Below are 14473 nucleotides of genomic sequence, written 5' to 3'. Positions count from 1 at the left end.
GGGGGCTACACATTTCCAATACGAATAACATCGGCAAAAATTCCTGAAGCCGTAACTGCTGCGCCAGCACCAGCACCTTTGATTAATAAGGGTTGGTCTACATAACGATCAGTGTAGAATAACACAATATTGTCTTTGCCTTCTAAGTTGTAAAACGGATGGTCTTTGGCAATGCATTGCAATCCAACATTGGCTTTGCCGTTTTCGAATTGGGCAACAAATTTGAGACGGGATTCTTTTTCGTTAGCTTCTTTTAACAATTGCTCAAAATGGGAGGCATTTTTAAGAAGTGATTTAAAGAAATCGTCATTGTTATTGGTTTTCATGCATTCGTCTGGTAAGAAAGAAAGATTTTCTATGTCCTCAATTTCCATTTGGTACCCGCTTTCGCGAATCAGAATCAAGATCTTTCTGGCTACGTCAATACCGCTCAAATCGATTTTAGGATCAGGCTCGGTAAAACCTTGAATACCTGCTTCTTTTACCACTTCATCAAAAGGATTATTTTCATTAAAATTATTAAAGATAAAGTTCAAACTTCCGGATAAAACCGCTTGAATTTTGTGTACTTTATCGCCTGATGCAATTAAGTTTTTTACGGTGTCAATAATTGGTAATCCAGCACCTACATTGGTTTCGAATAAGAAAGGAGCATTGTATTTTCGGGATAACTTTTTAAGATGCTGGTAGTTAGCATAAGCCGATGAACAAGCAATTTTGTTGCAAGTGACCACGGCTACATTTTGTCTTAAAAATTGTTCATAAAGCTTAGACACACTTTCATTGGCAGTAATGTCTACAAATATGCTGTTGCGTAAATTGAGTTCTTTTACTCTGTTTACAAAGGCTTTAGGGTTGCTAACTTCACCATTTACTATAAGTGATGGCCAATCTTTGAGCGACATGCCTTCTTCGTCAAAATGCATGTTTCTGGAATTCGAAACGGCAATGATGCGCAAATTGATTTTTAGATTTTCTTTTAAAAATTTCTTTTGTTGGTGAATTTGCTCTATAAATTTTTCGCCTACGTTACCCACACCCATGACAAATAAGTTGAGTTGTTTGGTGTTTTCTTCAAAGAAGTTTTCATGTAGGGTGTTGAGTGCTTTTTTAACATCTCTTTCGTTAATTACTACCGAAATATTTCTTTCGGAAGCGCCTTGTGCAATCGCACGGATATTGACATTGTTTTTTCCTAACGTGCTAAACATACGTCCGCTAAGTCCTTGGTGGTTTTTCATGTTTTCGCCCACCAAAGCAATGATGCATAAGTTTTTTTCAACAATGCAAGGTTCTACTTTGTGTTGCGCAATTTCAATTTCAAAGGCTTTGTTGATGGCGATTTCGGCTGTTTCGGCATCTGAATTTTGAATACCAATACAAATCGAATGCTCAGAAGAAGCTTGTGTGATGAAAATAACATTGATTTTTTCATTTGAAAGCACTTCAAAAAGACGTTTGGAAGAACCTGCCACACCAATCATTCCGGAACCTTCGAGCGTAATAAGTGTAATGTTGTCAATATGACTGATTCCTTTTACGGGTGTTCCAGTAGCCACAACTGTATTAGAAATCAAGGTGCCTTCTGCTTGAGGTTCAAAAGTATTTTTGATCCAAATAGGAATATTTTTCTTTAAAACCGGTTGAATCGTTGGCGGATACAATACTTTGGCACCAAAATGAGACAATTCCATGGCTTCTTGATAAGAAATGGTTGCGATGGGTTGTGCTTCTTTTACGATTTTTGGGTTGGCAGTGTACATTCCGTTCACATCCGTCCAAATTTCCAGTTCGTCCACAGCTAAAGCACCGGCAAAAATGGCCGCCGTATAATCAGATCCTCCACGTCCTAGAGTAGTGGTAATACCGTCTTCGGTAGCGGCTATAAATCCGGGAAGTAGCACCACTCGTGTATCATTATTTTTAAAATAATTTTGAATCAAAGCATTGCTTAGTTCAAAATTCACGCTCGCTTTTCCATAAGTAGCATTGGTTTTGATCAACTCGCGACTGTCTTTGTAGCTAGTGCTTTTTAAATTTTGTTTCAAAGCCTCGGCAATGATAAAAGACGATAAAAGTTCGCCAAAACTCAGAATCGTATCTGAAGTTCTAGGCGACAATTCGCCCAACAAATAACAACCATCCAAGAGTGTTTCTAAGTGATTGATGATGCGTTTGATGTGGCTCAACAAAGCACTTTGTTCGCTGACAGGAATTAATTGTTTTAAGGTATCGAGGTGTTTTTTTTCAATTTCTAAAACGATGTCTCTAAAACTTTCGTCGTTTTGTGCGGCTTTAGAAGCAGCGAGCTGTAATAAATCGGTTACTTTGCTTAAGGCTGAAACGACCACTGCTAAAGGTTCTTTTTCAGCTTTTTGAGAAATGATGGCTAAAGTTAATTTGATATTATCGGCATTGGCTACAGAAGTTCCGCCAAATTTTAATACTCTCATTTTTATTTTTTTATGTAATTGAATGCTAAGGTTTGCTGCCTCCCAAAAGTCTATTTGCTATACTATAGACGGGATGATAAACGGATGATATGTAATAAAGTATAACCCCTAAAGGGTAGTAGTGGTAGTTGAAATAGTGGTAACAGCAAAAGCAACCCCAGTTGGAGTTGTTATTAGTAGTGTGTATGTACTGTTATTTTTTTTCATTTTGATTTTTCAAAAATACAGTTTTTTTGTAAAGATTTAGAACTGTTTAGTCTTTTTACGAATATTTTAATAATCACGAATCAATCTTCTTAAAATTATGGTTAATTTATTTTTAGCGATGGATGTTTGTGATTTTCTTGGGTTTATCATGCGTTCAAAGCTTAAAAGTAGTTGTTTTTTTGCGTCAAATTCGAAATAAATACCTTCAAGGAAGTCGAATGTTTTGATTTTAAGCCTTGCTTTTGAGATTTAAAATCAAGTCAAGTTTTTATGATCTAAGGTGAAAAGTTCCTCGATTAAAAAAGGAATTGTGTGATAAAAATGTCAGCTCTTTTTTAATTATTTCTAATTTCTGTTGGTTTTTAATGTGAATTTATTCAATTTTGGAGCTTAAACGATTATTAAAATGGATAATACGCATTATATTTCTACCGAACTCCTTACTTTTGAAGTACTTCAAGAGATTGTAGCTTTTCAAAAAACCATTGCTTTATCAGAAGAAGCCAAAGTGAATATTCAGAAATGTAGGGATTTCTTGGATAAAAAGATGGCCACACATACCGAACCTATTTATGGTATTAATACTGGTTTTGGTTCGTTGTGTAATGTAAAAATTCCTAACGAAAACTTGTCAAAGCTACAAGAAAATTTAGTAAAGTCTCATGCTTGTGGTACAGGAGAGGAAGTTCCTGCGGGTATTGTTCAATTGATGTTGTTGCTTAAAATTCAATCGTTAAGCTATGGTTATTCTGGAGTGCAATTGCAAACTGTAGAGCGTTTGGTTGATTTTTATAATAACGGAATATATCCAGTAGTGTACACCTTAGGTTCGCTTGGAGCATCAGGAGATTTGGCTCCTTTAGCCCATTTGTCTTTACCTTTGATTGGAGAAGGCGAAGTGTATTTTGAAGGAAAAAAAGTGAACGCTAGGGAGGTACTCGCAGCTTTTAAATGGGAACCTATAGTTTTACAATCCAAGGAAGGTTTAGCTTTGTTGAACGGAACTCAATTTATGGCGGCTTATGGTGCTCACATTTTGATTAAAGGATATAAGTTGTCTTATTTTGCAGATTTAATCGGTGCAATTTCTTTGGAAGCTTTTGATGGACGAATAGAACCTTTTAATGAATTGATTCATTTTATACGCCCTCACAAAGGTCAGATTCAAACCGCACAGCGCGTAAATGAATTTTTAGCTGGAAGCCAAATTATTGCCCAACCCAAATTACATGTGCAAGATCCTTATTCGTTCCGCTGCATTCCCCAAGTACATGGCGCTTCAAAAGATGCCATGGAGTATGTAAAAAAAGTCTTTAAGACCGAAATCAACTCGGTTACTGATAATCCAAATATTTTCATTGAAAGTGATCAAATCATTTCTGGAGGGAATTTTCATGGTCAACCTTTGGCATTGGCACTCGATTTTATGGCAATTGCTTTGGCTGAATTAGGGAGTATATCAGAAAGAAGGACCTATCAATTAATTTCAGGTTTACGAAATCTTCCAGCTTTTTTAGTAGACAATCCTGGATTAAATTCTGGTTTTATGATTCCACAATACACTGCCGCTAGTATTGCTAGCCAAAACAAACAGTTGGCGACTCCATCAAGTATTGATAGTATTGTTTCAAGTAACGGTCAAGAAGATCATGTAAGTATGGGGGCTAATGGCGCTACAAAATGCTTGCGTATCATGGATAATTTAGAGCGTATTCTGGCTATTGAATTAATGAATGCATCACAAGCTATTGCTTTTAGAAAACCTCTGCAATCTAGCGAATTTATAGAATTGTTTTTAGCGGCTTATCGTGAGGAGGTGCCATTTGTTAAAGAGGATAGAATTTTGCATTATGATATTGAGAGCACCGTTTCTTTTCTTAATACTTTTCATGTTGAAGATGATTTGTTAACATTAAACTAACATTGGCTTAAATTAATGAATTAATTTTGCAATTCTAAATCCTTATAAAATGACATTAAATAGTGTTTTCCAATTTTTAGTACCAAAGGACAAAAAGTTTTTTCCTTTATTTGAAGAAGCTTCAAGTAATTTAATTGAATTAGCTTCTAATTTACACGAAGCCGTAAATTTGCCTTTAAAAGAAAGAGAAGTTTTGTTCTTAAGAATTGATGAATTAGAACAACGTGGTGAAGATATCACACGTCAAACTAATTTAGAATTAAGTAGAAATTTTATTACTCCTTTCGACAGAGAAGATATTTATTCTTTGATTACTTCAATTGATAACGTAGCGGATAATTTACATGGAGCCGCTAGTAGAATGCGTTTGTATCAAGTAGATAAAATCACTAAATCGATTCGTAAATTAACTGAAATTAACTTGGAGGCATGTCAACATATCGACGAGGCAGTGAAAGAGTTGAAAAATTTAGAGCGATTAAAAACCATTACCAATGCTTGTGTTAAAATAAACAAATTAGAAAACAAGTCGGATAATGTTTATAATAAAGCTGTTTTTGAAATTTTTGAAAACGAAACCGATGTAAAAAATATTATTAAATATAAAGAAGTACTTTCTGTATTAGAAACTGCTACGGATAAATGTAAAAGTGTGGCCAGTGTTTTAGAATCCATCACTGTGAAACACTCGTAAACCTTTTATTCCCTATAGAAAATACAATTATGGAATTTACTTTATTAATAATTATCATTGTTTTGGCCTTGATCTTTGATTATATCAATGGTTTTCATGATGCAGCCAATGCAATTGCAACTGTGGTAGCTACCAAGGTTTTATCTCCTTTTCAAGCTGTACTTTGGGCTGCTTTTTTTAACTTTTTAGCTTATTGGGTTTTTGGTTTTGGAGTAGCTGATACGGTAGCCAAAACTGCTAGCACTATGGATATCAATTTGGTGGTCATCTTAGCAGGTGTAATAGCGGCTATTTGTTGGAATTTATTGACTTGGTGGCTTGGAATTCCATCGAGTTCTTCTCATACCTTGATTGGAGGTTTTGCGGGTGCAGCCATTGCTCATGCTGGGTTTGGTGTGGTTACTTGGTTCAAAGAGGGAAAAGATGGAGGCTTACCATCTGGGGTGTTAATAGTGATTGCGTTTATTGTTTTAGCGCCTTTGTTAGGAGCTTTGATTTCCTATTTGATCTCGATTTGGTTATTAAATTCTTCTAAGAAAAGTATTTATCCAAAAATATTTACCTTGTCAATTATGGCAGTAACGGTTTGGTTTGTTGAAAAACAAATGAAATATTATGCTGATATTGAAAAACCAAGATTCGATTCTCACTTTTGGAGTGTTGCTTTTGAAGCGCACAATATCAAATGGTTATTGGTGGCTTTTATAATTTTGTCTATTAGTACTTTTTGTTTGATTTTTAGCAGTCTTAACATACATCAAGCCAATTCCTGGTTGAAAAAATTTCAATTGCTATCTTCTGCTGCCTTTAGTTTAGGGCATGGAGGGAATGACTCTCAAAAAGTAATGGGTATTATCGCAGCGGCAGTTGCAGTTTATATTCATACGAGTGGAGTAGCTCAAGAATCGTTACCAGATTGGTTGAATGTTATTTTGCCAAACGATGATAAAGGGATAAAAGGTGCAATGCCTTCATGGATTCCTTTAGCTTGTTATACTGCTATTGCGGCGGGTACTTTGAGTGGAGGTTGGAAGATTGTGAAAACAATGGGCTCCAAAATCACCAAAGTATCATCTTTCGAAGGAGTTGCTGCCGAAACAGCTGGTGCATTAACCTTGTATTTCACAGAGCATCTTAAGATTCCAGTAAGTACAACACATACCATTACAGGTTCAATTATTGGTGTTGGATTGACTAAAAGAGTTTCTGCAGTACGTTGGGGGGTAACCGTAAGTTTGATGTGGGCTTGGGTGTTAACTATTCCAATTTCAGCATTGTTAGCAGCGATTACTTATTATATACTAAGTATCTTTTTGTAGATAACAAACAATATATAAAAAAGGGCTATGAAGAATTTTTCTTGATAGCCCTTTTTTTTGCTGTTTATCGTTCACTATATTTTTTTAAGGAATACAAAGCTTTCTCTTGAATTTTTTGTTGAAAAAAACCTGTCCATCCAAATAGATATCCTTTCCATCCTAAAGCTTGTTGCGACCATTTCCATACATTAAAGTTGTCGGTATGTTTGTAGATAAGCCCGTCTTTGAATTCAAATTCAGCGGCAATATGATTTATCACTTTTCTATTAGTTTGCGAGAAAGTGTAATGCGCAACCCATTTTGCTGTGCCATAAGTATCATCTGCTTTTGCTTCATTGTACTCTATTTTTATAGCGCCTTTGGCTCTTTCTAAAAGCATTTTCCACATCATACTGGCTTGTTCTTCTTTTAAAAGTCCAAAAGCTGGATCACGAAATTGAATGTTTGGGTGATAACATTGCTTCATGGCAAGAGCGTCACCATTTTGAAAAGCGGTATAAAATTGATGAATGAGTTGTTTGTTAGGATGCATATTTAGGAGTTGATTTTTAATAATAAATTAGGGTCTGGACAATTGGTTAAATAAAACGGAAGCGTGCTTGCACAGCATACACCAGGATAATCTCCTTCTTTGTTTTGTATGTTTTTTATGATTTGGAAATGTAAATGCGGCGCATAATCGCCGTTTATGCTTGCATTTCCTAATGTTGCTATCTGTTCTCCTTTTTTTATAATTTGTCCTTTAGATAGATTTTGTAGGCTTTCTAGGGATAAGTGACCGTATAAAGTAAAGAATTTATGACCGTCTATTTCATGTTCTAGTATAATGGTAGGCCCATAATCTCCCAATTGATTGTTGAATTGAAAACTGTGAATTTTTCCATCCAAAGCAGCTAAAATAGGAGTTTCGGCAGTTGTCCATAAGTCTAAACCGATATGAATAGTGCGTTCTTCTTGCTTAACGTCTTTAAAAACTGGGCTTCGTTTGTACAGATTTCTAGCTTCATTATAGCCGCCATAAGCTATTGCTGCATTGTTTTCCTTTAAAAGATTATGTATGAAGTTCTTAAAATCTTCTGATGTGGTAGGGTTTGATTTTGCTAAAGCTATGTTGTTTATAGATAAGTCTAAAGGAAAATATAACGAATACGGGATGTCAGGAGCTATTACTTTAACTTCTGTAAGATTGTACAATAAATTTTCAAAAGGGCTCATGCTGTATTGTGATTTTTTTTAAAAGTAGTAAAAAAGCACATAACTAAACACTAATTTTTATTGAAGTGTATTTTTATAAAAAAAAATGCCGTTTCAATGGAGAAACGACATTAGAAAAAGTGATGAAAACAGTTAGTATAAATTGGGGAATTTAACTGGATTACTTTCGTTCATCATACTGTATGTTTTTTCGAAAATATCTTCGGTAGAAGGTTTTGAGAAATAATCTCCATCGGTTCCATAAGCCGGACGATGTGCTTTGGCAGTAAGTGTCTCTGGTTTACTGTCCAAATATTTATAGCCATCTTGAATTTCTGTAATTTGCTGTAAGATATAGGCTGAAGCTCCTCCAGGAACATCTTCGTCGATTACCAAAAGGCGATTTGTTTTGGCTAAACTCTTCACGATATCATGATTCAAGTCGAAAGGAAGTAATGACTGAATGTCAATTACCTCGCAATTGATGCCTACTTCTAAAAGTTCGTTAGCCGCTTGTTGTACTAATCGCAAAGTAGAACCGTAAGAAACTAAAGTGATATCGGTACCTTCTTTTAAAGTTTCAACAACTCCAATAGGGGTTTTGAATTCACCATAATTGGTTGGTGCCACTTCTTTCAAGCGGTATCCATTTAAACATTCTATTACTAATGCAGGTTCGTCACATTCTAAAAGGGCATTGTAAAATCCAGCAGCTTGCGTCATGTTTCTAGGTACCAAAACGTGCATTCCTCGAACTGCGTTTATGATCATTCCCATTGGGGAACCAGAATGCCAAATTCCTTCTAAACGATGACCGCGAGTACGAACGATTAAGGGAGCTTTTTGTTTTCCAACGGTACGATATTGTAGGGTGGCCAAATCATCGCTCATGATTTGGATCGCATAAAGCAAATAATCTAAATACTGAATTTCAGCAATAGGGCGTAATCCTCTCAATGCCATTCCTATCCCTTGACCTACAATAGTTGCTTCACGAATTCCGGTATCGGCCACACGAAGTTCGCCGTATTTTTCTTGCATGCCTTCTAAGCCTTGATTTACATCTCCAATAGCGCCAGCATCTTCACCGAAAATTAAAACTTGGGGATGTTTATTAAAAAGGGCATCGAAATTATCGCGTAAAATCATTCTTCCGTCTGTATCGGCTGAAGCATTTTCCTTATAGGTTGGTGCTATTTTTTGTATAGAATGAATATTTAATGGCGATTCAGAGTGAAGATTACTGCTGAATTTTGGTTGTGTAATGGCAATATAATTTGAAATCCATTGTGCTAGTTCGTGATGACCATTTTGATTGATGACCAAGCGCAATGACTTTCTTGCGGCAATTAAGATTTCCTTTTTTAAAGGATTCTTGATGGCTTTTAAATCGGCGCAATGTTTTAGAATGAAATCTTTGTTGGTGCTTGATGGCGCGATTTTTTCTAACAACCCAATGAGTTCTTTTTGTTCGTTGATTATAGGTTGAATAAAGTTGTTCCAAGCTTCTTTTTTGGCTTCTACTACTATTTTTTTAGCTTCGGCATCAATTGCGTCTAACTCTTCTGGAGATGCAATATTGATGGCAATCATCCATAAACGCATTTGACGCAAACAATCAAATTCTTTTTCCCATGCCAAACGCTCACTATCTTTATAGCGTTCATGTGAACCAGAGGTAGAATGTCCTTGGGGCTGGGTAAGCTCGTGTACGTGAATTAAAATGGGTACATGTTGTTCGCGGGCAATTGCTGCGGCTTTTTCGTAAGTAGCGATCAATTCTGCATAATCCCAACCTTTTACTCTGAAAATTTCATAGCCGTTACTATTTTCGTCTCTTTGGTATCCTTTTAAAATTTCAGAAATATTTTCCTTGGTGGTTTGATGTTTGGCATGAACCGAAATTCCATACTCGTCATCCCATACACTCATTACCATTGGAACTTGTAAAACACCAGCAGCATTGATGGTTTCAAAAAATAATCCTTCAGAGGTACTAGCGTTGCCGATAGTTCCCCAGGCGATTTCGTTTCCGTTAGTAGAAAAATTAGAAGCATTAGTGATGCCTGAGACGTTTCTGTATATTTTGGAAGCTTGCGCTAATCCTAATAATCTTGGCATTTGTCCAGCAGTTGGAGAAATATCAGCACTTGAGTTTTTTTGTTGCGTTAAGTTTTTCCATGACCCATCTTCGTTTAGGCTATGAGTCACAAAATGGCCTCCCATTTGTCTTCCTGCCGACATGGGGTCGAAAGAAAGATCAGTATGTCCGTAGAGACCAGCGAAAAATTGTACAGGTGTTAATTCACCTATCGCCATCATAAAAGTTTGATCTCGGTAATATCCAGAACGAAAATCTCCATTTTGAAAAGCTTTGGCCATGGCCAATTGTGGTACTTCTTTACCATCTCCAAAAATTCCAAATTTGGCTTTACCAGTAAGTACTTCTTTACGTCCTAAAAGGCTGCATTCTCGACTAGTAATGGCTAATTTGTAATCGTTTATAACTTCTGTTTTGAAATCTTCAAAAGTTAGAGTAGTGTTGTGTTGTTCTTTTACCATGATACTGTTGATAGTAATTTTCTACAAACTTACTTAAAAACAAGTGATTTTCATAATTCGTTGCGTAAAATAAAATTAAATTATTTTCAACAAAATCTGTTTAATTGGGGGTGTAATCATGTAATTATGTATTTATTTGTTAAAATTATAACAAATATTTATTTTTTAATCAATTTTTAAATGATTTTAAAACCATTTTCGGGTAAAAAGACTGATTAGTTTACTAGGATCAAAGGTTACTACGAAACGAATTTTCTGATGATATTGAGCTTGGGATATTTCCCATCCATTGCTTGAATACATCGGAAAATAGAGTTCGAAATAATCCGTAAGTAAATTTAATCGAACGCCACTATCGTAAACAAATTGTGCTTGGGCACCTCTATTTTTTACAAAACCAACATCGCCATACAATTCTATCCAATTCCAAATATTAAAACTTGCATTACAAGTAGTCAACCATTGATTGGCATAAGGGTTATTGAGTTTTGACTTAAATCCTCCTTCGGCCATAATAAATTGTCGGCTAAAAAAACCAGTACTTTCTGAACGACCGTAATAGTTATAGTCAAACAAATAATCGGTCGGACGATCTAAGGCATAACTAAAAAAATTAGAATCGGTTGAAGTGTTATACAGAAAGCGACCCACAAATAATCGTATATTCAATTGGCGATTAGCATGAAAAAGTTTTCGGTACTCAATTTCTGCTGATGTTTTACCAAATTCTTTTGCTAATTGCAAATCGGTTGTAAAGCTTAAATGATTGGTTATTTCTGTTTTTGAATTGATGTATTTTGCATTAAAAACAGCATAATTAAGCAAAGAATTGTCTGCTACGATGGCACTTTTTTCTCTTTCGACCATCACATGACGAAAGACCAAAAGTTGTTTGCGATTGTCTCGGAAATCTTTACCTCTTATTTGCATTTGAATCATGGGATTGAGTCGAAGATAGGTAGCATCGGGAGCGTAATGAAAGTACGAAGCGCCGAGGGAATACCGTACATTGTATAATCGGCTTTCACGGTAATTTTGATTAATGACAAAAAAACCAGAACCTGAAAAAGTCTGCGCTTTTATAGAATACATTGGACTAAAGTCGAAAGTAAAAGGTTTGTTTAGAATAGTTTTGTTATGAAAACGCATGCCAGGAGAAAAACCATCATATACATTGAAACCTAAAACAGGAGTATACAAAACTTGATTGTAGTAAGGGTCTTCTAAATCTTTTAAGAATACAAACTTGATAGGGCGGTTGTTGGGGAAAAATCCGTCCAATTTTTTCCAGTTATTTCTGAGATTAAATTCAGGAACTTCATCCTTTATATTCAAAACAATTTTATCGGCATTTTCTCTTGGTATCGTATAAATAGTATCAGGATTTTTTGGAATATCTAGCCATTTACTGAATACAATTGCTCCTTTTTTTGTTCCATAAATTGGCATTGGCACGGCCACACCTGTTTTGCTTTTGATAGCAAAGCTTATACTGTCTTTGGTATGGGTCACACGATTAAATTTGTAATCGATGAGTTTTCTAGATCCAATAATTGTTTCAAAAAACCAGTCGATATTTTTTGGGGTATTAGATTCAAGAATGGTTTTTAAGTCAGAAGCATTGCACTGTTTTTGCTGATTTAATTCGAAAAAAGTGGCAATACTTTTGAGAACAACGTCTTCTTTCAAATAATCATTTAAGTACCTAAAACTCAATCCTGCTCTATATTTACTGGCAATTTGCTCGTTGAATCGTAGTAATGTGTTTTTGGGGTCGCTTAAAGATTGATCCAAATTTTTTCTTGCCATGAGCATGTAAAAATAACTGTATTGCTCATTAAAATCTAAATTGATAAGATTGTAGCTTTTAAGTAGTTTTATTTTCCCAATCGTTCCAAGCATTTTACTATTTGGATGAAAGGTGTCGATGTATTGCATCATCGTAAAAACTTGTATTCCATCGTAAATCCAGTTGTCCTCTCTGGGATTCAAACGCAAACTGTTTTTTAAATAATTGTTCAAGAACGTTTTTAAAAATTGTAATTCAAAAATAAATTCGTTGCTAAACGGACTCACAAAAGAAGGCAATTGATTCAGCCCATAAAAAGGGTTATGTTCATAATCTGACTGCGAAACAGTTATTTTTTCATGAGGAAAAGAGCCTATACTAGTTCTTGCAAAATGGGCAATTTGATCGATAATTATTGCTTTTTTAATAGGATCTATTCCGTAGTCATTAAGATTGGTTTGTATTTCTAAAAAATCGCTTTTATAACTCGTAAAACTGTTCTTTTCTTCGATAAATAAGTTAAAATCAGTTCTATTTTTATCGCTGAAAAAGTAACTACTCGAATGGTTGTCTCTGTTCGTTTTTGCACAAATCATATCGCTAGTTACACTAAAATTTAAAGGTACTTTTAGGCTAACTTCATAAGAACAAATAGCGTTTGCGATATCTTCTAAATTGGCATTGCTATTTTGAATGAAATGGTGATTTTCGTATCGGGCAGGCGATAGGAACCAATTTTTTAAGGTCATTTTTTTGGCGGTATAGCCGATTCCAGTAAAACGATCACTAGGAATTTTTGCTGTATATGAAAGTTGTAGCAAGGTCGTTTGATGAGGAAGTAATGGTTTTGTGAGCTTTAGCTCTATTACATCTGGTTTTTCATGTACACGATTCCAAGACATTTCGGTTTGATCTTTATCTTGAATGTTCAGATGAAATGTTCCTCCTCGTTCCTGTTTTTTTGCCAAATGAAAACCTCGGTAAAATTCATCTGAGAACCGCTTGCCCAAAGGAGTTGAAACATCAGAATAGGCATGATTCCAATCGTTCAGAATGATACTCTTTAGCGTATCGTTTGAGTCATTAAAAAAAAGGAGCTCCTGCTCTACATATAATGATTTGTTTGCCCAATTTACGGCTACTTCTAACTTAGAATGATGCTGTGCCTTTATTGAAGGCGAGATAGAAAATACCAATAAAAGCAATAAAGTATAGGAATTACGCATCAAACAGTAGTAAGTTTTTGGGTAAATTTGAACTTTATAAAAATAGGTATTCTTGCTGAAAGTATAGGAAAAGATTTTTAAATGTTTACAATCTGTGAAATTTAGTTTAGATTTCTAAAAATTTGATTGTGTAACTACTTTTTTTTATGTTAGAAGAGCTACCAAAGCATTTATTTCGTTCCCATCGGCTGTCTCGGTTTCGTTGGTAATTGCAGAAGAATGATAATAGGTGGTATTCATTTTTTCTTTTAGCAAAGTCACATTTGAGGAACGTACCCCACCACCGGGCATAATGATGATTCGGTTTTCTGCTTTTTTTGCCAATTGTTCCAAAACAGCAATTCCTTCCATCACATTTGGCGCTTGTCCTGAAGTTAAAATGCTTTTGAATCCACAATCAATAACTGTTTCTAAGGAGTTGTAAACATCGGGTACTACGTCAAAAGCACGATGGAAAGTACAGGGTAACGGTCTTGCTAAATTCACCAATTCCTTATTTCGTTCCACGTTAATACTGTTGTCTTGATTCAAAATTCCAAATACAAATCCGTCAACATTTATCTTTTTGTAGGCTATTATTTCTTGTTTCATCTTTTCGAATTCTGCATCGCTATAGACGAAATTTCCACCACGTGGTCGAATCATTACATTCATATCAATGGTTATTTTTTCTCTAGCATCGATTACAGTTTCTTTAGAAGGGGTTGTTCCTCCTTCGTTCATTTCATCACAGAGTTCTACGCGATTGGCTCCATTTTTTTGAGCAATTACAGCCGATTCTACATTAAAACAGGCTATTTCTACATTGTATTTTATCATTGTAAAGGGTAATTGTTATTTATGACTATCCGTAACCATGACGGTTTCATAGCGTAAATCAGTTTTCCACTATTTTTAAGCTTGATTCATTCTTTTCTTTGAGACTCTGCGTCTTTGCGAGTTCAATTTCACGCAAAGGCGCAGAGAAGCAAAGTGAATTAAGTACTTTGACTATTTGGTATGAGTTACGGACAGTCATAAATCAGTTTTTCACTATTTTTAAGCTTGATTCATTCTTTTCTTTGCGACTCTGCGCCTTTGCGAGTTCAATTTCACGCAAAGGCGCAAA

At 35.2% G+C, this 14473-nt stretch carries 9 protein-coding genes; 3 read left to right on the top strand and 6 right to left on the bottom strand.

Annotation, left to right across the window (positions count from 1 at the left end):
• Nucleotides 1–5 precede the first annotated feature (5 nt).
• Nucleotides 6–2453, bottom strand: coding sequence for a bifunctional aspartate kinase/homoserine dehydrogenase I (thrA, locus tag O9307_RS07605; protein WP_298297240.1), 2448 nt, complete (start codon nt 2451–2453; stop codon nt 6–8).
• A 613-nt stretch (nt 2454–3066) separates the two neighbouring features.
• Between thrA and hutH the strand changes: the two genes are divergently transcribed.
• Genes hutH through O9307_RS07590 form a run of 3 tightly spaced genes read left to right on the top strand, consistent with a single transcriptional unit; the run spans nt 3067 to nt 6594 of the window.
• On the top strand, nt 3067–4581 hold the full coding sequence (hutH, locus tag O9307_RS07600; protein WP_298297237.1) for a histidine ammonia-lyase: 1515 nt from the start codon (nt 3067–3069) through the stop codon (nt 4579–4581).
• 49 nt (nt 4582–4630) lie between these two features.
• On the top strand, nt 4631–5275 hold the full coding sequence (locus tag O9307_RS07595; RefSeq protein ID WP_298297234.1) for a DUF47 family protein: 645 nt from the start codon (nt 4631–4633) through the stop codon (nt 5273–5275).
• 29 nt (nt 5276–5304) lie between these two features.
• Nucleotides 5305–6594, top strand: coding sequence for an inorganic phosphate transporter (locus tag O9307_RS07590; RefSeq protein ID WP_298297231.1), 1290 nt, complete (start codon nt 5305–5307; stop codon nt 6592–6594).
• A 64-nt stretch (nt 6595–6658) separates the two neighbouring features.
• Here O9307_RS07590 and O9307_RS07585 read toward each other — a convergent pair whose 3' ends face one another.
• The 5 genes from O9307_RS07585 to O9307_RS07565 form a co-directional block, all read right to left on the bottom strand.
• Entirely contained in the window at nt 6659–7126 is a 468-nt protein-coding gene (locus tag O9307_RS07585; RefSeq protein WP_298297228.1) for a nuclear transport factor 2 family protein, read from the bottom strand.
• Between the two features lie 2 nt (nt 7127–7128).
• Nucleotides 7129–7809, bottom strand: coding sequence for a peptidoglycan DD-metalloendopeptidase family protein (locus tag O9307_RS07580; protein ID WP_298297225.1), 681 nt, complete (start codon nt 7807–7809; stop codon nt 7129–7131).
• Between the two features lie 132 nt (nt 7810–7941).
• Nucleotides 7942–10350, bottom strand: coding sequence for an alpha-ketoacid dehydrogenase subunit alpha/beta (locus O9307_RS07575; RefSeq protein ID WP_298297223.1), 2409 nt, complete (start codon nt 10348–10350; stop codon nt 7942–7944).
• Between the two features lie 186 nt (nt 10351–10536).
• Nucleotides 10537–13365 carry an aminopeptidase gene (locus O9307_RS07570; protein ID WP_298297221.1) on the bottom strand — a complete coding sequence of 943 codons (2829 nt, stop codon included), beginning with the start codon at nt 13363–13365 and terminating at the stop codon, nt 10537–10539.
• Between the two features lie 144 nt (nt 13366–13509).
• Nucleotides 13510–14184 carry a copper homeostasis protein CutC gene (locus tag O9307_RS07565; RefSeq protein ID WP_298297220.1) on the bottom strand — a complete coding sequence of 225 codons (675 nt, stop codon included), beginning with the start codon at nt 14182–14184 and terminating at the stop codon, nt 13510–13512.
• Nucleotides 14185–14473: the final 289 nt, after the last annotated feature.

It is taken from the genome of Flavobacterium sp. (assembly GCF_027531905.1).
Taxonomy (GTDB): domain Bacteria; phylum Bacteroidota; class Bacteroidia; order Flavobacteriales; family Flavobacteriaceae; genus Flavobacterium.
The sequence above is the reverse complement of the archived record's forward strand: the minus strand, read 5'-3'. Positions and strand labels throughout refer to the sequence as shown.

Coding starts and splice junctions, on each gene's coding strand:
- O9307_RS07580 (WP_298297225.1), bottom strand. CDS start 7,809: ATGAGCCCTTTTGAAAATTTATTGTACAATCTTACAGAAGTTAAAGTA.
- O9307_RS07590 (WP_298297231.1), top strand. CDS start 5,305: ATGGAATTTACTTTATTAATAATTATCATTGTTTTGGCCTTGATCTTT.
- hutH (WP_298297237.1), top strand. CDS start 3,067: ATGGATAATACGCATTATATTTCTACCGAACTCCTTACTTTTGAAGTA.
- O9307_RS07575 (WP_298297223.1), bottom strand. CDS start 10,350: ATGGTAAAAGAACAACACAACACTACTCTAACTTTTGAAGATTTCAAA.
- O9307_RS07585 (WP_298297228.1), bottom strand. CDS start 7,126: ATGCATCCTAACAAACAACTCATTCATCAATTTTATACCGCTTTTCAA.
- thrA (WP_298297240.1), bottom strand. CDS start 2,453: ATGAGAGTATTAAAATTTGGCGGAACTTCTGTAGCCAATGCCGATAAT.
- O9307_RS07570 (WP_298297221.1), bottom strand. CDS start 13,365: ATGCGTAATTCCTATACTTTATTGCTTTTATTGGTATTTTCTATCTCG.
- O9307_RS07565 (WP_298297220.1), bottom strand. CDS start 14,184: ATGATAAAATACAATGTAGAAATAGCCTGTTTTAATGTAGAATCGGCT.
- O9307_RS07595 (WP_298297234.1), top strand. CDS start 4,631: ATGACATTAAATAGTGTTTTCCAATTTTTAGTACCAAAGGACAAAAAG.